The organism is Oceanobacillus sojae (assembly GCF_007991515.1).
GTDB lineage: Bacteria > Bacillota > Bacilli > Bacillales > Amphibacillaceae > Oceanobacillus > Oceanobacillus sojae.
Map to the genome: position 1 here is coordinate 41126 of NZ_BJYM01000017.1, position 22414 is coordinate 63539.

The following is a 22414-nucleotide window of genomic DNA, read 5'->3' on the forward strand; positions in this document are numbered from 1 at the left end:
ATACGCTACTACAAACATCATGTGTTGCGGGTTTGAAAACCATCACAACACACGATGCTTTTGTACTAAGGTATTTGAAATGTCTCAGAAACCCGTTCAACCATTGTCTCGTATTCTTCTTGTAAATCTGCAGGATACTCAATTAATAGATTAGCTATATAATCATCGGCTAAGATTGATTTTTTATAAATATTATTGGTTCCGTCAAAATAGGAAATGACATACCAATCGTCTTCCAGTCTTTCATAGCTTACCGATTCACTCTCTTCTTCCGCCTCTGCAACATCATACTCATAATAAGATTCGATTGATCCTTTATCACTGGCAAGGGTACTTCCCTCTTCCGTAAGTCCAAAATGACTTCCCGACGCGATAATGGTAGCTGTATCATCATGGACTTCAATGCCATCGCCGTTGTCTGGCATGTAGTCTGCTTCAAAGGTGGATGGATATTCAACAGAAAAGCCGAATCTTGCATTTGCGTAGGATTCATAAGCTTCCTCGGCAGCACTTTCATTATCTTCTTCATTTGCTTCCGTACCCCCGCCGGTTTCTGACGGGTCCTCGTTATCAGCATTCTGATCTTGTGTGTTGTCCTCATCAGCCTCTTCGGAGTTGTCACCATTCTCATTTACATTTTCCTGATCTTCGTTGTTTTGGTCATCACCTTCATTTTGTGATTCATTATTGTTCTCGTCTATAATTTCCTGATTATCATTTGCTTTTTCATTATTATCACTATTACAAGCTATTAGCAGGATACTGCATACTAAAAGAATGCTTATCGACAGCATAAATCTCTTCATTCATTTTCTCTCCCCTCATTGTTTTGATTATTCAGAAAAATATTCCGAATAGATAGCCATAAAAGAAAGAAGCCCTAAAATACTAGACCCAATTCCTACGATATATATACTCACCTTTTCAATAATTTCATATAATAATCTATTACCTTATATCTACTTGTTAAAACATATAACTATCATTTAACATTGTAAGAATATATATTTCTTCCCTTAACATGTTACATCCCTCCCCCGCCAGAGCTTCTTATTACTCTTTTCACATACCCACATCGCTGGCAACGATAAATAAGACGAAATGAAACTTCATCATCCCAGCCAATATGCTCAAACTTATGGAATCCTATTCTGCAAAGCAGATTCTTTTCACTCCTGGTTGTTAAATAATAAATCAAAAGAACAACTACACCAACAACGATAGCAACATAATGAATATAATACATATTAAACATCGCATCAGCATCTGCAATAATAAACGCCGCTCCGAGAAAAATGAGGGAGTAACCTATTAAAGGAGCTTTATTCTTCATATGGCACCTCCTCGGATTTTAAAATTTGTCCTTTATATTATTTAGAAGTCATTTTCCCTGACACAGGATTATTAAACAAAAAGACAGAGACCAGTAAAACAGAAAAAACAACTTTCTATTCAGCAAATGAAACACCTGTACAAGCAAGGAGATCTTGACATGATTGCAAATTATATTTCGACCGGCTCCACCAGCTTTATATTGATTAAGTATAATTTTGAATGAAATGCAATCAATTTACAGAGAATATTCAGAGGGTATACAATTAAAGATAGGAAAGCATTTAACTTCTTGCACAAAGATTTAATTAATTACTTGAATAGGAGAGGATTTCTCATGAAGTCAACTTCTGAAAATAAATTAAGAGGAAACAACAATCGTTCCTCCCTGCTTTATTTCATCATAACAGGATTTATCACCATCATCTTATCTTTCTTTTTCACGGGAAGAGCTATTGCTGAGGGAGCTAATGATGATTTTGGTCTGGACTTCTTTTTACTTATTGCAGTCTGGGCTTTTGGAGCAACTTTTTACTATTTATTTCAATTAAAAAAGATTGGTGCCCTTATTTCAATCCTTCCCATCATTTTCTATATATGCTGGTTTATAGTATCTTTTTTCATGTAAAGGAAAAGCAGCATAATCCTTATTTGGATTATGCTGCTGTCATTAGGATGCTTTTCTTTATAAGCCCTAAAAAGATACGGACAAGAGAAGAAAATTCAATTCTTTATTCCTATTCATTCAACTGCTTTTTATCCTTCCGCTTTTCCCGCTCAGATAAAATATAGGCACATGCCGCATCACCAGAGATATTGTGAGGCGTTCTTAACACATCAAGAGGTCAATACCAATAATTAATGCGATACCTTCAACAGGGAGACCAACTTGATTCAGCACCATGCCAGCATAATCAATCCAACACTAAGCACACCCGCAGTACCAACACTTGCCAAGGTGGCAACAAGCACACCCAACATAACAAGCCAGCCTAAAATATCGTTTGCTCGTTCAAATAAGTTAAAAATACCTTTCAAATTTAAACCACACAAAAGATAGTACTGTCATAAGATAAGAAAACAAATAGCACTATGTTGTAGTGACTGAAAAGTCTATAAAAAAGATGCAGACACACTTACAATTACAAGTGTTTCTACATTTTTATAAATATGCTAGATCGTATATTCCAATTTCAAAATTAGCACGCAGAAAAATTATTTCTTTAATATTTCCACTGGGATTTATTTACTTAGGTTATAAAGCATAATACTTTCTCTCCTAAAAACTACTTAAATCGAATCACATATGCATCCAGAAATATCCGCGCCAGCACCTGCAGCGGCAACCGCGAACGCACCTCATAATCAGGAAAAAAGCTTTGCTTCGACTTATAACCTAACAAATTAATATCACACAGCCGAAACAGACTGCTCTCCTTATTCGTTGTAAGCAGAATCGTTTTCACATTATTTTGCTTACAAAATTGTGCAGCCTCCACCAGCTCCTCTGTCTCTCCATTCAACGAGACAAAGATAACTAAATCATCCCTTGTAAACTTTCTCGATTTAATACGGATAATATTCGGATCTGTATGCTCTTCACAATGCTTATCAAGCAGCTGCAGCTTTACCGTCATTTCATTGGAAATATGCTCTGAAAATCCCCTGGCAAATATTGTAATCTTTTTACTATATTTCACAGCAACTAAAGCGTCTTCAATCAGCGAGGAATCCAGATAATTTAACGTATTTATCACTTCCTCCTGATTCTTGAAGATAGCCGACTGAATTTGCGAATCAATATTTTTAATTTTTTCCAGCGCTCCCGGAAACTGCTGTGATTTTTCGGAGATAAATTGAAATTTAAAATCCGTAAATCCCCGGTAGTGGAGTTTTTTCATACATCGGACAATCGTGGAAGTGGAGACGTTCGCCTCCTCACTCAACTGCGTAATCGAAATATCGCCCATCGTCGAATAGTGCGATTCTATATAATTTAATAAATGCTTGTCGCTGCTGCTTAATTCATTATAGTAATGCTGAATCCTCTGTTGGAAATTCATACTAAACACCCGCTTATCTTGAAATCTTTTTCATCTATTTTCTAACTATAACACATATAATGCAAACATTTTCATTTCCCACTGTGCCATACTTTAAGAAGGAAAGGATGAATGCCATGATTTATACATGCACATTAAATACAGCAATTGATATGTTCATCGAAATGGAGGATTTTCTTCCTGACAAGGTGAACCGAAGCATATACGATGAATTCCAGCCAAACGGCAAGGGAGTTAATATATCCATTATTTTAAATAAGCTTGGTACCCCTTCTACAGCTTTAGGTTATATAGCCGGCTTCAGCGGGCATTATATTCAGGATGAGTTGAAAAAAATGGGCATCAACACGGATTTTACAGAAGTAGATGGCGTCACAAGAATTAATGGGTTTGTAAAATCTAATCAGGGCGAGTATAAAATCGTCAATAGCGGCCCGGAAATAACGGATATAAAAATAGATGAATTATTAAATAAAATTGCCGGATTTACAAAGGAAGATGTTTTATTTGTATCAGGCAGCCTGCCCAAAGGCGTGGAACCATCCATCCTGGTAGCAATAGCAAAGCATGCTGCTGATATCGGATTTCGATTAATTTTAGATATAAGTCATCCTATCTTAAGTGAATTAGTTCACTATCAGCCTTATTTAATCAAACCGAATGATGAAGAGCTCCAAAACCTGTTTCCAGAGGATAACCTGGATTCAGAACAGGCAATCATTCATGCAGCCCGAAAATTATTAGATAAAGGCTGTCAAAATATCTTAGTCTCTATGGGCGGCCAAGGTGCTTACTTTGTCAATAAAGAGTCAACACTCTACTGTCCTGCACCGAAAGGAGAGGTAGTGAATACAGCTTGCGCCGGAGACACAACATTAGCTACTTTTTACATTACTTTACAGACTAATACAGCTGAAGCGGCATTAAAGAAAGCTGTGGCAGCTGGTTCCTCTACTGCTTTCCGCTCCGGATTAACGGATTTTGAGGATGTTGAAGATCTGATGAAAGACTTGAACGTAAAAACATTAACCGTATAAATGAAAGGGTGAAAATCATGACATATCGTTTTTTAGGCGTTACTGGTTGTCCCACAGGTATTGCACATACGTTTATGGCTGCAGAAGCACTTGAGAAAACTGCTGAAGAAAAAGGCGTTTCCATCAAAGTCGAAACCCATGGACAAAGAGGTACAGAAAACCAGTTTACTGCTCAGGAAATTAAAGATGCAGAGGTCATTATTATTGCTGCTGATAAAAACGTGGACATTGACCGTTTCCATGGAAAAAAAGTGATTAACGTTTCTGTTTCAAAAGGAATTAAAAACCCTGAGGAATTAATCGACAGAGCTATCTCAGGAGATGTCGCTGTTTACAAAGGATCCGGTGAAGCGGCATCCTCAAATAACGAAAAAAGTGATCAGGGATCAGCCAATATCTGGCACCAGCTCTATGTGCATTTGATGAATGGTGTCAGCCATATGCTTCCTTTAGTTGTTGCCGGCGGGGTGATGATTGCTGTTTCCTTTATGTTTGGAATTTATTCAGCTGATCCTGAATCATCCCAGTATAATGTCATTGCCGAACAAATGAATACCATCGGCGGACTGGCTATGGGGCTGATGGTTCCTGTATTAAGTGCTTATATCGCCCAATCCATTGGTAACAGGCCCGGCCTTATCATCGGTTTTATTGTCGGTATGATTGCCGATACAAACGGTACAGGATTTTTAGGCGGAATTGTTGGTGGTTTCTTAGCTGGTGGTCTTGTTTTACTGCTGATGAAAGCATTAAAGAATCTGCCAAAATCACTTGACGGTTTAAAAGCAATTTTCTTAATTCCGGTTCTCGGTATCTTTATCGGCGGATTTGCCATGTGGTATCTGTCCGTTCCTATGGAAGCAATTAATCAGGGAATGATGAACTTCCTAAGCAGCTTCCAGGATTCTAATCCGCTCTTATTAGGGTTGATTGTAGGTGTTATGAGTGCATTTGATATGGGCGGCCCGGTCAACAAGGCTGCTTATGTAACAGGAACAGCGCTACTTGCACAAGGTAACTTCTTATTTATGGCAGGTGTTTCTGCTGCATGTATCGTTCCACCTTTAGCAACAGGTTTCTCTGTATTGTTCGCCCGTCGTCAATACAGTCAGGCTGAAGCAAGTGCCGGTTATGTCAATTTCCTATTAGGTTCTACACACATTACAGAAGGTGCAATTCCTTTTGCAGCTAAAAGACCTTTTACCATTATCCCGATTATTATGGTAGGTTCTTCTATCGCTGCCATGCTGACCTATATGTTTAAAGTAGAAGTACCCGCACCACATGGAGGATTTATTGTTCTTCCTGTTGTAACCCATGCATTCTTATGGGTATTGGCAATTCTAATTGGTGCTGTTATTTCAGGATTCCTAATGGCATTAGAACAAAAAAGACATCAACGGAAAAACAATGCTGAACAAGCAACTGCACCAGCGCCAAAAGAACAGCCTGCTTCCAAAAAGCAGGGCAGTCTTTTAGAAACAAATCAAATTCACCTGCAGCAAAAGCTGGGTTCCAAAGATGAAGTTCTGACATTTATAGCAGAAAAAGCGAAAGAATTAAATATTACAACAGATGCAAAAAAAGTAGTAAGTGGATTGCAAAAAAGAGAATCAGAAGGCTCAACAGGTATGGAGAACGGAATTGCTATTCCGCATGTGAAGAGCGATGCAATTCAACAGGCAAAATTAATGGTTGTGCAATTGGCAGAAGGTATCGATTGGCCTGCAATGGACGGAAAACCAACAGATTTTGTCATCAGTATTCTGGTGCCAGATGGAAGCAGCAACGAACACTTAGATATCCTATCGGCTCTTTCCAGAAAACTGATGAATCAGGAGTTTATTGACCAATTAAAGGCTTCTCAATCAGAAGCTGAAATAAAAGAATTATTACTTGGAGGCGTTAAAAAATGAAAAATTTAGATAAACTAATGAATGACCAGGGTATTATTTCCGCACTTGCTATTGATCAGCGTGGTGCACTAAGAAGAATGATGGGCGATGATATTTCCGGTGAGCAGATCTCTGCTTTCAAACAGCTTGTATCTGAAAAGCTTACTCCTTATGCTTCTTCTATCCTGCTTGATCCTGAATATGGACTAGCAGCAGCGAAGAAAAGAGATACAAACTGCGGATTAATCCTGGCCTATGAACAAACAGGCTATGATAAGCAGGAGCCTGGACGTTTTCCGGATTTAATTCCAAATTGCTCCGTGAAAAATCTGAAAGCAGAAGGCGCTGATGCCATTAAATTGCTCATCTATATTGACGTAGATGAAAGCAAAGAAATTAATGAAGTCAAAGAAGCCTTTGTAGAGCGTGTCGGCAGTGAGTGTGTTGCAGAAGACATTCCATTGTTCTTAGAAATCCTTACCTATGACGATTCAATTGGCAATGAAAAAGGATTAGAATTTGCCAAAGTAAAACCAAAAAAAGTGATCGAAGCAATGAAACGCTACAGTGAACCAAGATTTAATGTGGATGTATTAAAGGTTGAGGTTCCTGTAAATATGAATTTTGTGGAAGGCTATGCAGAAGGTGAAACAGCTCAAACCCAAGCAGAAGCAAAAGCTGTTTTCAAAGAACAATCTGAGGCAACTGACCTGCCATTTATCTTTTTAAGTGCAGGAGTTACACCGGAATTATTCCAAGAAACATTGCGTTTTGCCAAAGAAGCAGAATCTACCTTTAATGGTGTCCTCTGTGGCAGAGCAACCTGGAGCGGTGCAACATCCGAATTTAAAAATGTTGATGGAGAAGCTGCTGCTAAGTGGCTGCAAACAGAAGGCGTTAAAAATATTCAAGAATTGGATAAAGTAGTTCAAGAAACAGCAACATCTATTTCTTAATAAATACAGAAAAAGCTCAGTGACCGTATTGGGCTTTTTCTGCATATCCTTTCTACTTCTTATTCATAGTATGTTATTATTCATTTTGTTACATGCTAATCATGGGACTATGTTATAAGGAGAGAAACCCATGCCTAAAAAATACATAATTATCGGAAGCACCCTTGCTTTCATTATCATTATTTTGCTCGTTTCTATTTTCTACTTTAAAATCTCCTTCACCTCCCTGCCGACAAATCTGCCAATTGTTCTGGCTGATGAGCTTACCAGTGACGGAGAGCGGAGACATATTAATTCGATTACTATTATGAAGTCTGATTCCAGTCACATGAATAGTGATGAACCTGTACTTCCCGAAAGTGAGGAAGAAATTGTATTAAATCAATCAAATGACATCACCAGAATGCTTATTGAAGATGTCCGAATTTACAACGGCGGAAGAATCACCAATGATAGTCAGGAATATACCGTCGAAATGAGCCTGTCTGATGACACCCATCTATATCTCTATATCACTAACGAATATATCCGGATTGTTCCTCCTGACCAAAATGGAAAGTTATACAAAGTCCTGGATAAAGAAAATGCAGTTTATGTATACTTCCATTCTTTCTTTGAAGAAAAATAAAGCTCGTTTGCCAGCCTGTATCGTTCCAGAAACCATATAAACATGCTATCCTAGAGAGAGAGCATTATTAGAGGCAGGAGGGGTTTCAGGTTGAAGAAAACGGTACAGGTTGTTGCAGCGGTTATAGAGAATGAGCGCCGTGAGATATTATGTGCACTACGATCCGGCCAGATGTCTCTTTCAAACATGTGGGAATTCCCTGGAGGAAAGGTAAAAGAAGGAGAAAACCTATTTACTGCATTAGAGCGTGAAGTATATGAAGAAATGTCCTGCAGGATTCAAGCTCAGGAGGTTTTCCATGAGAATGTCCACGAATATCATACCTTTATTATTCAGCTTATTGTCATTAAAGCAGAATTAGTTCAAGGCGTCCCTCAAACAAATGAACATGCCAAGCTTATCTGGCTGCAGAGAGAAAATTTGCCTTCTTTACATTGGGCACCTGCTGATATGCCGGCTGTTGAGGCACTTATGAATGAACCTTTAAAAGAACAATCTGCCTCTTTTAGACGACAAAAATGAGAACTTCCGTTTTAGGAATCCAGAATGAAATGCCGGAAAACTTGCATAAGCGCTCTGATTGCTTGTGCAGGTTTCTTTTTTCATAATCAATGCTTACTTGAGTATATATGAATTCCAAGACTCCTTCTTATTTAATTCCAAAAAATCAAATAAACGCATCACAACAGGATTAGTAGAATCAACTTCTATCTCTACTGTCTTCACATCATTATCTTTGAGCGACTGCAATTGTCTGAATAGCAGCTGCTTCAATAGATCGATATCCTGTTTTTTTTGATCTAAGCCAACCCAGCCGATTTCATAATGATTTTCTGTATCACCAGGATGAAGCATGATATATGCGGCGATTTCTTCCTCTATAAATAAAACAGAACTCCTACTTTCATCCGGACAATCATTTCTTAAAATTTCTTCCCATTCAGTAAGTGTAAAGCATCCAACAGGGTTATCTGCATGTGTCTGTTCATAATCTGTTTTTATTTTGGATAAGAACTGCTGCTTCTTTTTCAAATCGGACATCACTTCTTTTAGAGGAGTTATCTTTTCATCTATAGTCTGGCTATCTAAATGCTGCAGCATCCATGTCACTCCAACTGTTTCTTCAAACGTCCTCCGGAATAGATGAAATCCTTTTTCTTCAACGATGGCAATGTTATCTTTTTCATTGGAGCAGCAGGAGTAGATCCACTTATCCTGGGTGGATCTACTCCCAAGCAGTGGAGTAAGAAGCTCATATATATACACATTTCTATCTTGCTCCTTCCCTGCAAAGAAGCGGATATATTTTGCTGATGGATGAAAAGAATTTAACCAGCTGAGTGCCAGTGCAATTGCATTTCCATCTTTTTCAGCAATAAATAATTCATGATACTTCTCAGATTGAAGGATTGATTGTACTGCCTTCAGCTTATCTTTTAAAGAAGGATGTATATCTATATGGGGAAAGTTTTTTACTTTTTTTATTTCTGCCACGGTTATCACCACGTTTTCTATGTTATTTTCAGTATAGCATTGTATTTGGAAGCAGGAGATTTATAGACAGTTAACTTTGATAAAATCATGCCTGCGCTTTCATTGTTTTATACAATTTTCTTCTAATGTGGATAAATTGAAATAAGACTTCTGCGTAAACATATCGTTGTTTGTTTATGCAGAAGTCTTATATTACTACTCTAGTGCCTTTGAAACAAATATTTTACCTTCATTCTTTTTATAAGTTCTGTACAATAATCTAAACACCTGAATAAGCCATAAATCCACCATCTACAGGTACGGTAATCCCTGTTACAAAGCCAGACATATTGTCGTCTGCCAGCCAAAGCAATGTTCCTAATAAATCTTCCGGCTTTCCAAATCGGCCTTGTGGAGTATGATTGATAATTTTCTCTGCGCGCTCGGATAAAGAACCATCCTCATCAAGCAAAAGTCCCCGATTTTGTTCTGTTAAAAAGAACCCAGGCGCAATCGCATTAATACGAATACCAGCATCAGCAAAATGAACAGATAACCACTTGGTAAGATTATCAATGCCTGCTTTGGCAGCACTATAGGCTGGAACTTTCGTCATTGGGGCTGGAGCTGCCATGGATGAGATATTAATAATATTCCCACCGTATTCAGTCATTTTTTTCGCAAATACTTGTGTTGGTATGAGTGAACCAATTAAATTCAACCGAAAAACATGATCAAAGCCACTCAACTGCAAATCAAAAAAAGATTTTAAAGAAGTATTTTCGATATCCCCTGCTTCAAATATTTCTTTATCCGTAATGGCATCCGGATGATTTCCTCCAGCTCCATTAATCAGCAAATCACATTCTCCTAATTCCTGCTTCACAACCTCATACGCTTCCTTCACATTTTCTTCATTTAATACATCACAAGATACTGCAATCGCCATACCGCCCTGCTCTTTTATTTCATCTGCTACCTTCTGTCCTTTTTCCACATTTCGATTTAATATTGCTACTTTCATCCCTTGGCGGGCTAGCTCCTTTGCCATAACTTGACAAAGAACGCCGCTTCCGCCTGTAACAACCGCTGTTTTTCCAGCTAGATCTTCATGAGTTGGTAACACTGTTTATGCACGCTCCTTTCTCTTCACTAATTCATAAGCATCCCAAAGACCCCAGAGATGCATGATGCCTAAAGCACGGTCATATAAACCATAACCCGGCCGGCATTGTTCATTCCATAAATGTCTACCATGATCTGGACGGGCATATCCTTTAAAACCTGTCTCATGATAAGCTTTGACAATATCATCAATTGGTACTGATCCATCCTTTGTTCGGTGAGATGTTTCGATAAAATCACCATTTTCATAGATTCGTACATTGCGAATATGAGCAAAAGCAATACGATTATGAAACCTGCGGATGATAGCCGGAATATCATTATTCGGATTAGCTCCCAATGATCCGCTGCACAAGGTCAAGCAATGTGAGGGGCTGTCTGAAATAGACAGATACCTTTCAATGGCCTGCTCACTCGTAATAATTCGGGGAAGATTAAACACTGGCCAAGGCGGATCATCTGGATGTATAGCCAGTTTAATATCCTCCTCTTCAGCAACAGGAAGAACTTCCTTCAAGAAATACTCTAAGTTCTTCCATAATTGATCCTCGTCTACTTCTTCATACGACTTAAAAGATTCTTTAATTGTTTTCAGGCGTTCTGGTTCCCATCCAGGCATTGTATAGCCCGAATTGGTTATTTGCTCAATCAAATCATTGGGATTCATATCATTCACTTTTGATGTTTCATAAAATAATGCGGTGGAGCCATCCTCTAATTTTTTATATAAGTCTGTTCGTGTCCAATCAAATACGGGCATAAAATTAAAACAAACTACCTTCGCGCCTATTTTGGCAACATTCCTTAGACTCGTTTTATAATTTTCTATATATTCATTTCTTGTTTCCTTGCCTAATTTTATGTCTTCATGTACGTTAATACTTTCTACTACATCTAAATGAAAACCATATGCATCGGCTTGTTTTTTCACTTCCAATACTTCCTCTTCCGGCCAAACTTCACCTGCTGCACGATGGTGTAATGCCCATACCAATCCTTCTACACCAGGAATCTGCTTTATTTGTTCCAGTGAAACAGAATCGTTATTTTCACCATACCACCTAAATGTCATTCTCATATCCTACCCACTCCTGCTGCTAAAATGTCAACACAATTTTTCTTACTTCCTCAGGTTTGTTTTCCAATAGATCGAATGCATCCTTAACTTGTTCCATCGGAAAACGATGCGAGATAATCTGACTTGGATCCAGTTTCCCTTTTTCCACTTTTTCAATAACGCCTTTAAATTGATGCGTCTGCAGTCTCGAACCTACAACTTTCAATTCCTTTTTTGTTAATAGCAGCGAAGGTATCGCAGAAGGTTGTTCGTTGAAACCTAATGTAACCACTGTCCCTGCAATAGATGCCAATTCAACTGCCTGCTGAAATGTTTGTGGAAGACCTACTGCATCAATCACCACATTTGCAAGTTCTCCGTCTGTTAATCTCTCTATTTCTTTTGCTACATCTGTTTCTTTCGGTTGAATGGTAACATCTGCACCAATTGAAGCAGCGTAATCTAATCTTGTTTGATTGAAATCAGAGATAATCACTTTCGCCCCATGTTCTTTAGCCAGCAAGAGGCAAGCAATTCCAGTTGGTCCGGCCCCGATAATAAATACCGTATCACCTTCCCTGACTTCTCCTCTATAGGTTGCTTGGGCACCGATCGTTAGCGGTTCAATTAAAGACGTTGCTTCTTCGGAAACACAATCCGAGACCTTATGCCAATTCTTTTCTTCAGCCTTAAGCCATTCACTCATACCACCGTCCCGATGGACACCGAAAACCTCTAATGATTTACAGACATTCGGCTGTCCTTTTCGGCAAGCATAGCATTCTCCACAGTAAAGGATTGGCTCTAGAGCCACTAAATCTCCTACCCTTACAGAAGATACTTCTTCACCAACCTCCTCCACAATTCCTGAAACTTCGTGGCCAATAATCCGAGGATAGACAGTAAAAGGGTTGCTGCCATGATAAATATGGACGTCTGAACCACATATACCGACATTTTTCACCTTAACAATAACATCCTGTAAACCTTCCAACTTCGGTTTTTCTATTTCTACAATTTCCAATTCACCAGGGTTTTCCACCTGTATAGCTTTCATAATGTATACACATCCTTTATTCAAATAAACTTGGTAAGAACAACGATAATGAAGGAACATAAGCTACAATAATTAATACCACCATTGCCACTGCCAAAAATGGGAGCAACTCTTTTACGGTTCTGGTGATCGGCACTTTAGCGAATGTCGATGCTACAAATAGACAGACTCCTACTGGAGGAGTAGATAATCCAATCATTAGAGATAATACCATTACCACTCCAAAGTGAATTGGATCCATTCCCACACTTTGTGCAACAGGCAGTAAAACTGGGAATAGAATAACCAATGCTGCAATTGTCTCCATAAACATTCCTACAAGTAAAAGTAATATAATTATTAATAAAATAACAATTATTGGATTTTCTGAAATAGATAAAATTCCGTCCGCAATAAGAAGTGGAACACCTTCACTAACTAAAATCCACCCGAATGTATTTGCAAAACCCACAAGTAAAAGGATAGAAGCAGTAGATCGTAAAGTAGTCAATAAAATACCAGGTATTTCTTTTAACTTCAGTTCTTTATAGACAAATTTGCCAACAATAAAAGCATACACAACACAAACTACTGCCGCTTCAGTTGGAGTAAAATAGCCGCCAAGAATTCCCCACAAGATAATAACAACCATTAACAGTGCCCAAAATGCACCAAAAAATGTCTTTCCAATTACAGAAAATGACTGTTTTTCTCCCTTAGGATACTGACGCTTTACAGAAATGGCATATGTAACAATTAAAAAGCCAATAGCTAGCAGGACACCGGGAATTGCTCCAGCTAAAAATAAGTCCCCAATAGAAATACTCGCCAATGTTCCGATGATAATCATTGGAAGTGAAGGTGGAAGCATTGGTCCAACTGTAGAAGATATGGATGTAACCGCAGCAGAAAACCCGGCGCCATATCCTTGTTTTTTCATTGCTGGAATCATGACAGATCCTATACTCGCTGTATCCGATAAGGCTGTTCCAGAAATTCCTGCAAAGCCTAAGGAGGAAGCCACGTTTGTTAAGCCTAGTCCACCTCTAATATGACCAACAACAGCATTTGCAAAATCAATAATACGATTAGTAATTCCTCCGGCGTTCATCAAATTACCGGCAAGAATAAAAGCAGGGATTGCCAGCATAACAAATGAATCTAGTCCGGCAAACATGGTTTGCGGAATGACTGTCAACGGCACTCCGGCTACAAGCAAATAAACCAAGGATGATATACTTAAACTAAAGGCTATTGGCACGCCGAAAGCGATTAATAACAGGAATAGTCCAAAAAGCAATAAAGCCATCATATTTGCTCACCCTCCTCGTCCTGATTCTTTCCAGTAAATTGATCAATAATGTAAACAACAGAATATATCATTAATAAAATCGCCAGTAAGGGAACCGCTGCATACGTGTAAGACATTGAAAATCCTAACGTGGGAGCATAAAAATCAGAACCTAGACTGACAAGCTGTATTCCATAGATAAATAATACGATAGAAAACAATAAAATCATTGTAGAAATAACACTTTCATATATTTTTCGGACACGGTCAGACAATCGTTCAATCAATAAATCTACCCGGATAAACTCTTGTTTTCTCAATGCCAGCGGAGCTGCTGTAACAATAGAATACACAAATAAATAGCGGGAAAGCTCTTCTGTCCACATAAAGTCATATGGGAAATAGCGACTTAAAATCTGAATAATAACTACTAGCAACAGAGCAGTAAATAACAGCATTGTCACTATTCCAAGAGTCTTATCAACTTTTTTCATTATATTCATTCTTCATCACCGCTTTCTTCCGCTGCATCTAAAATCTCAAGATACAATTCTAACTGCTCCTCATCAAAATACTCTTCTAACGCAGGCAGCATTGCTTCACGAAAAGCGTCTTGATCCACGTCTTCATTAATTTCCATTCCATTATCCAGCAATCTTTGGAGAACCGCTTCTGTTTCTTCTTCCAATAGACCTTGTGCATATTGCTCTGCTTCTGTTGCAGCTTCTTTTACCGCCTCCTGCTGTTCTTCAGGCAGCGCTTCCAATTGTTCTGTACCTACCACTACATAAATCCAGGAACGTACATGTTCTGTTAAATTCAAATAGTTTTGTACTTCATAGAACCCATTACTTTCAATAAGATCATTCGGATTCTCCTGACCATCAATGACACCTTGCTGTAAGCCGGTAAATACTTCATTTAAACTGATTACTTGAGGTTGAGCTCCTGCTGATGACCAGGAATCTAAAAATAATGGCACATTGGGCACACGCATACTAAATCCTCTTAAATCCTCAGGTGTTGAAATTGGATAATTAGATGTTAAATTTCTCGGAGCGCGCTCCATATAAAATAACGGTGTTAATCCAACATCTCTCTCAATATCCTGTTCGATTCTCTCTCCAATCTCTCCCTCAATCACATTACGCATATGCTCCTCACTTTCAAACGCATATGGAACCGCTAACATTACAGCATTAGGAGTCCATACTTCTAATGTCTCACCTGTAATTGTTAGATCCGTTGCTCCAAAACGAATGGAGTTAATATTATCTACCTCACTGCCCAACTGACTGTTGGGAAAAATCTCAATTACTACTTTTCCATTTGTTTTTTCTTCTACCCGATTAGCAAATTCAACAGCTGTACGATGCCAGAGATGACTTGCATCAGAGATATGTGTCATCTTCCAATGTGTAACATCATCTTCCTTTGCGGAACTCTCCTTTGCTGAAGAGCACCCGCTTAGAATAAGGAGAGTCAGCAAGCTGAATACAAACATTCTCTTTAACATGATGTTTAACCCCTTTATAACATTTTATTTAATTAAAATAGTCAGGATACCTATCCTTTAGTGCCTTTTGATCATATATAAGCAATGCCAGGTGCGCCCGAATCAAATCCTCCGCTTTTTTTTGATTCTTTTCCTTTATAGCCTCAACCATTGCCTCATGCTGTTCAACTAACTTCTTCCAGTTCAATTTTAACTCGATACTCAATTTACGAAGCCGCATAGAATGCGTGTCCATTTTTTGAATTGTTTTCCATACACGTCGCTTGTCTGCTCCCTCTGCAAGCAGCCTATGAAATTCTTTATCTAATATATATAAGGTATTTTCATCATCATCATCTCTTGCTTTTTTCTGTTCTATTACATTCATTTCTAATTTATTCAGACATTCATCAGAAAACTGTTCACATGCTAAACGAATAATTCCTGCTTCCGCCTGCTCTCGTAAAAAACGCGCTTCTTCCACATGATCTAAATCAATTAATGCCACAAATGATCCTCTTTGCGGAAGCACCGTTAAAAGTTCATCTTCTTTTAATCTTAGAAAAGCTTCTCTGACAGGGGTCCGGCTAACCTCCAGCTCTTCAGAAATTTCTTTCTCAGAAATAGCCGCACCAGGAGGCAACTCCAAATCCATAATAGATTCTCTCAATGAATCATAAACAAAATCTCTCGTTGAATGTTTAAATTTAGTTCGATTTAACATCTTCTTATCTCCTTTCTGAAATTTATTCTACCACACTACCATACAAGTATGCTAGTATAAATTTAAACGTTTTCAAGGGAAAGGAGAAATTTCTATGATTCCAAAAAAGGAGCTCCAAGATATAACAAAGAAAATATTTTTAAAGTATGGTGTAACAGAAGAGGCTGCCGAAGCAATTGCTGATGTTCTGGTGCACGCAAATTTAAGAGGTGTCGATTCTCACGGTGTTCTAAGGGTAGAACATTATATTAAACGAATTCAATCGGGAGGTATTAATCCTGCTGCTCAACCACGAGTAACCGAGACCTCCGCCTCAACTAGTGTTTTAGATGGGGATAATGGATTTGGACATTACATCTCTAAATCAGCAATGGATATAGCAATTAAACAAGCGGAAGAAGCAGGAGCCGGAGCTGTAGCGGTCAAAAATAGCAGTCACTGTGGCGCACTTTCTTACTTCGTTGAACAAGCTGCTCAAAATAATTTAATTGGTATAGCGATGACTCACACAGATAAAATTGTAGTTCCTTTCGGCGGATCAGAACCCTTCTTCGGTACTAATCCAATCGCTTTTGGCTTTCCAGCAAATAAGGAAGAACCTGTCATATTAGATTTCGCTACAAGCACCGTTGCCTTAGGTAAAATTTTAAATGCAAAAGAAAAAAAAGAAAGTATTCCCCACGGTTGGGGAGTGGACGAAAATGGTGAAGCTACACACGATCCGAATAAAGTAGTTGCATTATCACCTTTTGGCGGTCCAAAAGGATATGGATTAGCAATGGTAGTTGAAATATTCTCTGCTATGCTGACTGGAGCAGCTTTTGGCCCGCATGTCTCTAAAATGTATGGAGAATATGATAAAAATCGAGAACTAGGACACTTTTTTATGGCAATCGATCCAGCAAAATTTGTTTCCATTGATACATTTACATCTCGACTTGATCAAATGATTCAGGAATTAAGAGAAACTACCCCTGGTCCAAATATAGACAAAGTTTATATTCCTGGTGAGCTGGAGATGCTCAATGCCAAAAAAAGAGGGAAAGAAGGGATTCCATTGCCTGATTCAGTCCTTGCATTTTTGAAACAGGAAATTGTAAAATAAGGTTCAAGATTATAAACAAATAGTAGCTTAATCATCTGATAGAGGGAATTAACATAACCTTTCCCTCTATCTTCATTTAAATGATTCAATTTTTAATAGTTTTAATTAGCTTGATAACCCTTTCTTTGATACTTCTTTTGTATCAAAAAATTAAAACCAATTCCCAACCCTAAAAATAAGAAAGAGCCCCCAATCTAATTTCAATCAATTCAGCTGCTATTCCGATCGCCAAAGTAAATAAAACAATGAAAGCTGCTTCCACCAATCCAAAAACAGTAAAGAAACGCCCCATAATCTCCACTGGTATATTATTTTGATAAAAGGTCAGAAAGCCTGTGTTGGCAAAAGAAAGTGCAAATGTCAGCAGAAAGAATCCTGTTGCAGCTGCCATAAAATTTGTGGAGAAGGCAAAAATTAAATAACCAATGGGCGTAAATATAACCCCGAATCCCATCAGTACATTAATTTTTAAAAGCTTAGCAAACAACGCATTAATCAAGGAACCAGCTACAATTCCTGCTCCTGCAATACTGACTAAAAATCCATAGGCGCTTTCATCCAGAAGCAGAACCTCTACTGCAAAAGCAGCCTCCATCGAATCAAGCCCTGTCATAAAAACAGTCACTCCACCAAACAAATATAAATCAAGATAATATATTTATGGTCAGCTCCATACTTTAGAATCTTCTTCCAATCCTGAATAACAGACTGCATATTAATCCTGCCATTTATTTGAGATTGCTCATGCAGATTAGGCAGAAAAAGAATAATTATGGCAGAAATACACAATGCTCCTGCATTCGTAAATATAGCAAGCGCAGGACTCCCAACCATAAATAATGCTCCAGCAATAGATGGCCCCAATATAAAAACGCAGGAATTAATAAAATTACGTAAGGCATTAAATCGCTGGCGATTTCCTTTTGGGACTAACTTAGTCATATAGACAACAGACGTCGGCTCGAACATGGCACTTGCAACATTTATTCCAAACACAATAATATAGATTACCAGTAATGAATCCAAAAAAGGAAGAACAAAAATAAGTCCTGTCCGGAATAAGTCCAGTCCAATCATCAGATGCTTTTGATTCAAATGATCAATAAATGAACCTGCCCAAAAGTTAGTGAACATTGCAGCTAATGGCATTAGAATATACAGTATAGAAACCGCAAGCGGGGATCCTGTCATTTCTAAAATAATTAAATTTAATGCAATCAGGTATATCCAGGCTCCTTAGATACGCCTATCCCCGTTAAAAGTAATGAGGTGTTTTTCCACCCTCCCCAATTTTCTTCCATAAAAAAGCCCGCGTCCTAAAAGTTATTTAAACTTTGAGGACGGGACTTCTTATATCACAGAAGATCGTGGTGCCACCTCATTATGTTTCTGCATCTCTGCAAAAACCTCTATAAGCAACAGAATCAATCATTGCTTCTCCCGATAACGGGAGAACCGGCACATCAACATCTGACAATCCTATGTGCAGCTTCGAGGCTTGGTTCAATATAATTTCGCACGCTCCTTCTCAGCTTCTGGAGTTCTCTGTAATGCTTTTCTTATATTTGCTCTTCTCTTCATCGCTTTTTTTTATAATTTTTATCAGCTTTGATTTTGTTTAGAAATACTATACACATTTCCAGTTAAAATTCAATAGGAAATCCTATTTACTTTTCTACTTCCTTCAAGTATTCTGAGCCTAAGAGAAAACTTATTAAAATACTATTGACTTATATTGTGAAATGATTCACAATATAAGAGTGGAGTATTAATTATAAAACCAAGGGGTGGGCAGAATGATGGAAACAAAATATCAAAAAGTAGATAGAGTTGTTTTAATCGGATCAGGGGCAGTTGGAATCAGTTACGCATTTGCTTTAATGAACCAAGGGGTAACGGAAGAGATAGCAATTATTGACTTAAATGCAGATAAAGCACTTGGAGATGTATGGGATTTAAACCATGGCAAGACTTTTGCGCCTTCTCTTACAAATATCTGGCAAGGGGACTACGAAGACTGTAAAGATGCGGATATCGTCTGTCTCTGTGCAGGAGCAAACCAGAAACCAGGTGAAACACGCTTAGATCTCGTTGAAAAAAACATGAAAATCTTTAAAAAAATTGTGGATGACGTCATGGCTTCAGGCTTTGATGGAATTTTCTTAATTGCAACGAATCCTGTGGATGTTCTAACACAGGCAGTAATTGAGTTTAGCGGTCTTCCTGCACATCGTGTTATTGGAAGCGGCACAACATTAGATACAGCACGGCTCCGTTATAAACTGGGAGAGTATTTTAAAATTTCACCTAAAGCTGTCCATGCATACATCATTGGTGAACATGGAGATACAGAGCTGCCGTTATGGAGCAGAGCAACGATTGGTCCTGTGCCGCTTCATACTTATCTTGAAACGCATGAAAACCACAAAGCTGAGGATCTTGATCAAATTTTTGTGGAAGTGCGTGACGCAGCTTATCATATCATTGAGAAAAAAGGAGCTACTTTTTATGGCATTGCCATGAGCCTCGTACGGATTACAGAAGCTATTTTAAAGAACGAGCATACTGTGTTAACTACAAGCAGCTATTTACAAGGGCAATATGGTGTGAAGGATGTATGTATTGGTGTCCCAACTATCATCAGCCGTAAAGGAGTTCAAGAAATCATTGAAGTACCAATGAACGAGGATGAACAGAAGAAATTCATGCATAGTGTACAGACTTTAAAGGACATTTATGAGCCTGCAATCAAGCGTCTATAAATTTTAGATAAATATTAAAAAGTAATAGGAAGCAGATCATTCTGCTTCCTATTACTTTTTTCACCTACTCTTTATCTTCCAGCACTGCCACAACGTCTTTTAACGTTTCCGGCTGTCCGACATTTCCCGGGAAAATAATATAAGCAGCATTTGGAAATTTGCTCTCCGGTCCAGTCTTCCAAACAGGAATACCTGGTTTCACCTGTCCTGCTACTTCTGCACGTTTTACAGACAAGCCTTCTGTTCCGATACTGCTGGAAGTAATCCCTCCCTTAGCAACGACATAACTTGGCTGTACTGCCAAATCCTTCACAATACTCGTTACCGCATCTGAAATTTTTACAGATTGCTTTAATTCTTCCTCTTTCTTATTTTCTCCAAGATCCAGACGTTCTCTGCGCGTATAATAAACAACGGATTGACCATTTTTAATCGCTTCTTCACAAGCTAAACGAACCCGTTCTGTTTCTTTTTTAAACTTCTCTTCATCCTGAACAAGATGTACATCAAATTCAATTCCCTGTACCAGCCCGCTATCCAGCAGATGCTGTAATTGTTCTGTTGTTTTTTTCACATGAGAGCCGACTGCAATCAATCCACCATTTTCCCTGCTTTTAGAAATAAGCATTTCTTCTCTGGTTAATAAAGGTTTATCACTGATATCTCCAAGTACTTTCGTTAAAGAAGCGGCGCTGCGGCAAATAAAATACTTCCCGGCACGAATAGCTTTGATTAATGCCGTAGCAAAAACCTCTACATCCTCATAGCCGACTGCGTTCACTACGATTTTTTGAAAATCCTTAGCCAGCAGCAGCTGTTCTTTAATTTTATCTACTTTTTGATCACGTAAATCCTCTAAAGAGATATAAATGGTATTTTCTTTTGTATATCGGCCATTCGTTTTTTCCTCCACCCATTCACCAAGATCAGAAGCAGTAAATCCAAATGTTCTATCCTTCGCAAATTCTGTATCCCCGGCAGGAACCAGGACATCACCATCCTGAACATAATGGATATTATTTATGGTGAATCTTCCGCCCTCTTTAAAAAACGGGATAATAACCTCTCCATCAAAGGAAGCCGCTCCCTTTTCTTCGATAGTTTCTTTCAGAATCTCTGTTTCCAGCGGGTAATGCCCGCGCATCGTAGAGTCTGAACGGCTAATTAAGATATATGGAATGTTTTTTTCCTCAGATACTGCCTGCACACGTTCAGCAATGTCTATATGACAGCGAATCGTTTCCTGTTCGGTAAATCCGCGTGAATTTGTTAAAATAAAAAACATGCTTTCTTTTTCTGCAAAACCTGCTTCAATGGAGGCTTTATCCCAATTTGTATATACTGATACACCATGCACCGTCTGAATTCCTGTGGGATCATCATCAAGGACAACAATTTTATACGGAGAATCTGCTAATTCTGCTTGCAGAGCGGATAGCGTTTGCTGTCTATCAACTGCTTTGATGCTTCTCAAAATCTCTTTCGCATTTAGCATTTCTGCCATATTACTCCACCTCTTCTCTTTTCACAGTCACATTTGCTAATTTTTCATAATGCTGCACAATACTTGCGTGGTCTAATGTTTCTTTTCCATCACTTGCTAATGAATGGAAGATTTCTAATAGCTGACTGGATAAAGGAAGCGGTACATGCAAATCATGTGCTGTATTCATTACATTGGTAATATCCTTCATATTAATATCGACGCGGCCGCCAGCTGTAAAATTACGATCCAGCATCATCGGAACTTTTGCATCTAATACCGCACTTCCAGCCAAGCCGCCCCGAATCGCCTGATACATTTTCTCTATATCAATCCCCGCTTTTGTAGCAAGTGTAACCGCCTCTGATACAGCAGCAATATTTAAATTAACAATAATCTGGTTAGCTAATTTTGCTGTGGATCCGCAACCCGAATCACCAACTAAGACCACATTATTCCCCATTGCTTTTAGAACAGATTTTACATTTTCAAAATTTGCCGAATTTCCTCCGACCATAATAGCAAGTGTTCCATCAACTGCTCCTGTCTCTCCGCCACTTACCGGAGCATCTAAGAAGGCCACGCCTTGTTCTTTTGCATCAAGAGCTAATTGCTTGGACTCTGTTGGTAATACAGAGCTCATATCCACGATAACAGTATCTTCATTAGCACCTTCGATAACACCATTCAGACCAAAAATAGCTGCTCGGACATGATCTCCTTTTGGAAGCATGGTAATAACTACATCACTATTTTCAGCTACTTCTTTTCCAGTTGCTGCAGGTATTGCTCCTTCTGCCGAAACTGCTTTCACAGCCTCTGGATTCAAATCAAAAGCAGTCACTCTGAAGCCAGCTTTTAATAAATTCTTTGTCATTGGCATTCCCATAATTCCTAATCCAATAAATCCAACACTTTGTTTCATTTTTTCTCCACCTTTTCTTCGTATAGA

24 protein-coding genes and 1 pseudogene are annotated in these 22414 nt (G+C 38.4%); 8 read left to right on the forward strand and 17 right to left on the reverse strand.

Annotated features, from left to right (window positions below):
* Nucleotides 1-65 precede the first annotated feature (65 nt).
* Both OSO01_RS18060 and OSO01_RS18065 read right to left on the reverse strand, forming a co-directional pair.
* Complete coding sequence (locus tag OSO01_RS18060; protein ID WP_147211848.1) at nt 66-806, reverse strand: hypothetical protein; 741 nt, start codon at nt 804-806, stop codon at nt 66-68.
* 218 nt (nt 807-1024) lie between these two features.
* Entirely contained in the window at nt 1025-1333 is a 309-nt protein-coding gene (locus OSO01_RS18065; RefSeq protein WP_147211849.1) for a hypothetical protein, read from the reverse strand.
* 336 nt (nt 1334-1669) lie between these two features.
* Between OSO01_RS18065 and OSO01_RS18070 the strand changes: the two genes are divergently transcribed.
* Nucleotides 1670-1960 (forward strand): hypothetical protein, encoded by a 291-nt coding sequence (locus OSO01_RS18070; protein ID WP_147211850.1) that lies wholly within the window; start codon nt 1670-1672, stop codon nt 1958-1960.
* Nucleotides 1961-2069: 109 nt separating this feature from the next.
* Here OSO01_RS18070 and OSO01_RS18075 read toward each other — a convergent pair.
* Together OSO01_RS18075 and OSO01_RS18080 are read right to left on the reverse strand one after the other, a co-directional pair.
* Nucleotides 2070-2304 (reverse strand): annotated as a pseudogene (locus OSO01_RS18075) (cation:dicarboxylate symporter family transporter); the annotation flags it as partial.
* A 314-nt stretch (nt 2305-2618) separates the two neighbouring features.
* Nucleotides 2619-3395 (reverse strand): MurR/RpiR family transcriptional regulator, encoded by a 777-nt coding sequence (locus OSO01_RS18080; protein ID WP_147211851.1) that lies wholly within the window; start codon nt 3393-3395, stop codon nt 2619-2621.
* 116 nt (nt 3396-3511) lie between these two features.
* On the opposite strand from OSO01_RS18080, the gene pfkB reads away from it, so the two are divergent.
* From pfkB to OSO01_RS18105, 5 genes are all read left to right on the forward strand, one after another.
* On the forward strand, nt 3512-4432 hold the full coding sequence (pfkB, locus tag OSO01_RS18085) for a 1-phosphofructokinase (RefSeq protein ID WP_147211852.1): 921 nt from the start codon (nt 3512-3514) through the stop codon (nt 4430-4432).
* A 17-nt stretch (nt 4433-4449) separates the two neighbouring features.
* A complete protein-coding gene (locus OSO01_RS18090; RefSeq protein ID WP_186813698.1) occupies nt 4450-6348 on the forward strand; it encodes a fructose-specific PTS transporter subunit EIIC in 1899 nt (632 codons plus the stop codon).
* Nucleotides 6345-7283, forward strand: coding sequence for a tagatose-bisphosphate aldolase (lacD, locus tag OSO01_RS18095; protein WP_147211853.1), 939 nt, complete (start codon nt 6345-6347; stop codon nt 7281-7283). The genes OSO01_RS18090 and lacD overlap by 4 nt, the downstream gene beginning before the upstream one ends.
* Nucleotides 7284-7413: 130 nt before the next feature.
* Nucleotides 7414-7911 carry a hypothetical protein gene (locus OSO01_RS18100; RefSeq protein WP_147211854.1) on the forward strand — a complete coding sequence of 166 codons (498 nt, stop codon included), beginning with the start codon at nt 7414-7416 and terminating at the stop codon, nt 7909-7911.
* 90 nt (nt 7912-8001) lie between these two features.
* Complete coding sequence (locus OSO01_RS18105) at nt 8002-8433, forward strand: (deoxy)nucleoside triphosphate pyrophosphohydrolase (RefSeq protein WP_147211855.1); 432 nt, start codon at nt 8002-8004, stop codon at nt 8431-8433.
* Between the two features lie 93 nt (nt 8434-8526).
* On the opposite strand, the gene OSO01_RS18110 is transcribed toward OSO01_RS18105, so the two are convergent.
* The 8 genes from OSO01_RS18110 to OSO01_RS18145 form a co-directional block, all read right to left on the reverse strand.
* The gene (locus tag OSO01_RS18110) at nt 8527-9405 is read right to left on the reverse strand and encodes a hypothetical protein (protein ID WP_147211856.1); all 879 of its coding nucleotides are present in this window, start codon (nt 9403-9405) and stop codon (nt 8527-8529) included.
* 259 nt (nt 9406-9664) lie between these two features.
* The gene (locus OSO01_RS18115) at nt 9665-10510 is read right to left on the reverse strand and encodes an SDR family oxidoreductase (protein WP_147211857.1); all 846 of its coding nucleotides are present in this window, start codon (nt 10508-10510) and stop codon (nt 9665-9667) included.
* 3 nt (nt 10511-10513) lie between these two features.
* Nucleotides 10514-11587, reverse strand: a complete 1074-nt coding sequence (uxuA, locus tag OSO01_RS18120) for a mannonate dehydratase (protein ID WP_147211858.1) — start codon at nt 11585-11587, stop codon at nt 10514-10516.
* A 19-nt stretch (nt 11588-11606) separates the two neighbouring features.
* Nucleotides 11607-12623 carry a zinc-binding alcohol dehydrogenase family protein gene (locus OSO01_RS18125; protein WP_147211859.1) on the reverse strand — a complete coding sequence of 339 codons (1017 nt, stop codon included), beginning with the start codon at nt 12621-12623 and terminating at the stop codon, nt 11607-11609.
* A gap of 16 nt (nt 12624-12639) precedes the next feature.
* Entirely contained in the window at nt 12640-13914 is a 1275-nt protein-coding gene (locus OSO01_RS18130; protein ID WP_147211860.1) for a TRAP transporter large permease, read from the reverse strand.
* Nucleotides 13911-14387: a TRAP transporter small permease gene (locus OSO01_RS18135; protein WP_246145213.1), complete on the reverse strand. Its 477-nt coding sequence runs from the start codon at nt 14385-14387 to the stop codon at nt 13911-13913. The genes OSO01_RS18130 and OSO01_RS18135 overlap by 4 nt, the downstream gene beginning before the upstream one ends.
* Before the next feature lie 5 nt (nt 14388-14392).
* Nucleotides 14393-15409: a TRAP transporter substrate-binding protein gene (locus OSO01_RS18140; RefSeq protein WP_147211862.1), complete on the reverse strand. Its 1017-nt coding sequence runs from the start codon at nt 15407-15409 to the stop codon at nt 14393-14395.
* A 28-nt stretch (nt 15410-15437) separates the two neighbouring features.
* The gene (locus OSO01_RS18145; RefSeq protein WP_147211863.1) at nt 15438-16112 is read right to left on the reverse strand and encodes a GntR family transcriptional regulator; all 675 of its coding nucleotides are present in this window, start codon (nt 16110-16112) and stop codon (nt 15438-15440) included.
* 94 nt (nt 16113-16206) lie between these two features.
* Here OSO01_RS18145 and allD point away from each other — a divergent pair, with 94 nt between their 5' ends.
* Nucleotides 16207-17217 carry an ureidoglycolate dehydrogenase gene (gene allD, locus OSO01_RS18150; RefSeq protein ID WP_147211864.1) on the forward strand — a complete coding sequence of 337 codons (1011 nt, stop codon included), beginning with the start codon at nt 16207-16209 and terminating at the stop codon, nt 17215-17217.
* A gap of 169 nt (nt 17218-17386) precedes the next feature.
* Here allD and OSO01_RS23775 read toward each other — a convergent pair whose 3' ends face one another.
* From OSO01_RS23775 to OSO01_RS24170, 3 genes are all read right to left on the reverse strand, one after another.
* Entirely contained in the window at nt 17387-17830 is a 444-nt protein-coding gene (locus OSO01_RS23775) for an MFS transporter (protein WP_246145215.1), read from the reverse strand.
* A gap of 8 nt (nt 17831-17838) precedes the next feature.
* Nucleotides 17839-18408 (reverse strand): MFS transporter, encoded by a 570-nt coding sequence (locus OSO01_RS23780; RefSeq protein WP_246145216.1) that lies wholly within the window; start codon nt 18406-18408, stop codon nt 17839-17841.
* A 190-nt stretch (nt 18409-18598) separates the two neighbouring features.
* Nucleotides 18599-18724: a hypothetical protein gene (locus OSO01_RS24170; RefSeq protein WP_443093869.1), complete on the reverse strand. Its 126-nt coding sequence runs from the start codon at nt 18722-18724 to the stop codon at nt 18599-18601.
* A gap of 292 nt (nt 18725-19016) precedes the next feature.
* Here OSO01_RS24170 and OSO01_RS18160 point away from each other — a divergent pair, with 292 nt between their 5' ends.
* Nucleotides 19017-19979: an L-lactate dehydrogenase gene (locus OSO01_RS18160; RefSeq protein WP_147211911.1), complete on the forward strand. Its 963-nt coding sequence runs from the start codon at nt 19017-19019 to the stop codon at nt 19977-19979.
* 64 nt (nt 19980-20043) lie between these two features.
* Here OSO01_RS18160 and OSO01_RS18165 read toward each other — a convergent pair whose 3' ends face one another.
* Both OSO01_RS18165 and garR read right to left on the reverse strand, forming a co-directional pair.
* Entirely contained in the window at nt 20044-21474 is a 1431-nt protein-coding gene (locus OSO01_RS18165) for a four-carbon acid sugar kinase family protein (RefSeq protein ID WP_147211912.1), read from the reverse strand.
* Between the two features lie 10 nt (nt 21475-21484).
* Entirely contained in the window at nt 21485-22387 is a 903-nt protein-coding gene (gene garR, locus OSO01_RS18170) for a 2-hydroxy-3-oxopropionate reductase (protein WP_147211865.1), read from the reverse strand.
* Nucleotides 22388-22414 lie beyond the last annotated feature (27 nt).

Bases quoted from the DNA above. Each gene is read 5' to 3' on its own strand.
- OSO01_RS18060 (WP_147211848.1), bottom strand. From the start codon at position 806: ATGAAGAGATTTATGCTGTCGATAAGCATTCTTTTAGTATGCAGTATC.
- OSO01_RS18065 (WP_147211849.1), bottom strand. From the start codon at position 1,333: ATGAAGAATAAAGCTCCTTTAATAGGTTACTCCCTCATTTTTCTCGGA.
- OSO01_RS18070 (WP_147211850.1), top strand. From the start codon at position 1,670: ATGAAGTCAACTTCTGAAAATAAATTAAGAGGAAACAACAATCGTTCC.
- OSO01_RS18080 (WP_147211851.1), bottom strand. From the start codon at position 3,395: ATGAATTTCCAACAGAGGATTCAGCATTACTATAATGAATTAAGCAGC.
- pfkB (WP_147211852.1), top strand. From the start codon at position 3,512: ATGATTTATACATGCACATTAAATACAGCAATTGATATGTTCATCGAA.
- OSO01_RS18090 (WP_186813698.1), top strand. From the start codon at position 4,450: ATGACATATCGTTTTTTAGGCGTTACTGGTTGTCCCACAGGTATTGCA.
- lacD (WP_147211853.1), top strand. From the start codon at position 6,345: ATGAAAAATTTAGATAAACTAATGAATGACCAGGGTATTATTTCCGCA.
- OSO01_RS18100 (WP_147211854.1), top strand. From the start codon at position 7,414: ATGCCTAAAAAATACATAATTATCGGAAGCACCCTTGCTTTCATTATC.
- uxuA (WP_147211858.1), bottom strand. From the start codon at position 11,587: ATGAGAATGACATTTAGGTGGTATGGTGAAAATAACGATTCTGTTTCA.
- OSO01_RS18125 (WP_147211859.1), bottom strand. From the start codon at position 12,623: ATGAAAGCTATACAGGTGGAAAACCCTGGTGAATTGGAAATTGTAGAA.
- OSO01_RS18130 (WP_147211860.1), bottom strand. From the start codon at position 13,914: ATGATGGCTTTATTGCTTTTTGGACTATTCCTGTTATTAATCGCTTTC.
- OSO01_RS18135 (WP_246145213.1), bottom strand. From the start codon at position 14,387: ATGAAAAAAGTTGATAAGACTCTTGGAATAGTGACAATGCTGTTATTT.
- OSO01_RS18140 (WP_147211862.1), bottom strand. From the start codon at position 15,409: ATGTTAAAGAGAATGTTTGTATTCAGCTTGCTGACTCTCCTTATTCTA.
- OSO01_RS18145 (WP_147211863.1), bottom strand. From the start codon at position 16,112: ATGTTAAATCGAACTAAATTTAAACATTCAACGAGAGATTTTGTTTAT.
- allD (WP_147211864.1), top strand. From the start codon at position 16,207: ATGATTCCAAAAAAGGAGCTCCAAGATATAACAAAGAAAATATTTTTA.
- OSO01_RS23775 (WP_246145215.1), bottom strand. From the start codon at position 17,830: ATGACAGGGCTTGATTCGATGGAGGCTGCTTTTGCAGTAGAGGTTCTG.
- OSO01_RS23780 (WP_246145216.1), bottom strand. From the start codon at position 18,408: ATGACAGGATCCCCGCTTGCGGTTTCTATACTGTATATTCTAATGCCA.
- OSO01_RS18160 (WP_147211911.1), top strand. From the start codon at position 19,017: ATGGAAACAAAATATCAAAAAGTAGATAGAGTTGTTTTAATCGGATCA.
- OSO01_RS18165 (WP_147211912.1), bottom strand. From the start codon at position 21,474: ATGCTAAATGCGAAAGAGATTTTGAGAAGCATCAAAGCAGTTGATAGA.
- garR (WP_147211865.1), bottom strand. From the start codon at position 22,387: ATGAAACAAAGTGTTGGATTTATTGGATTAGGAATTATGGGAATGCCA.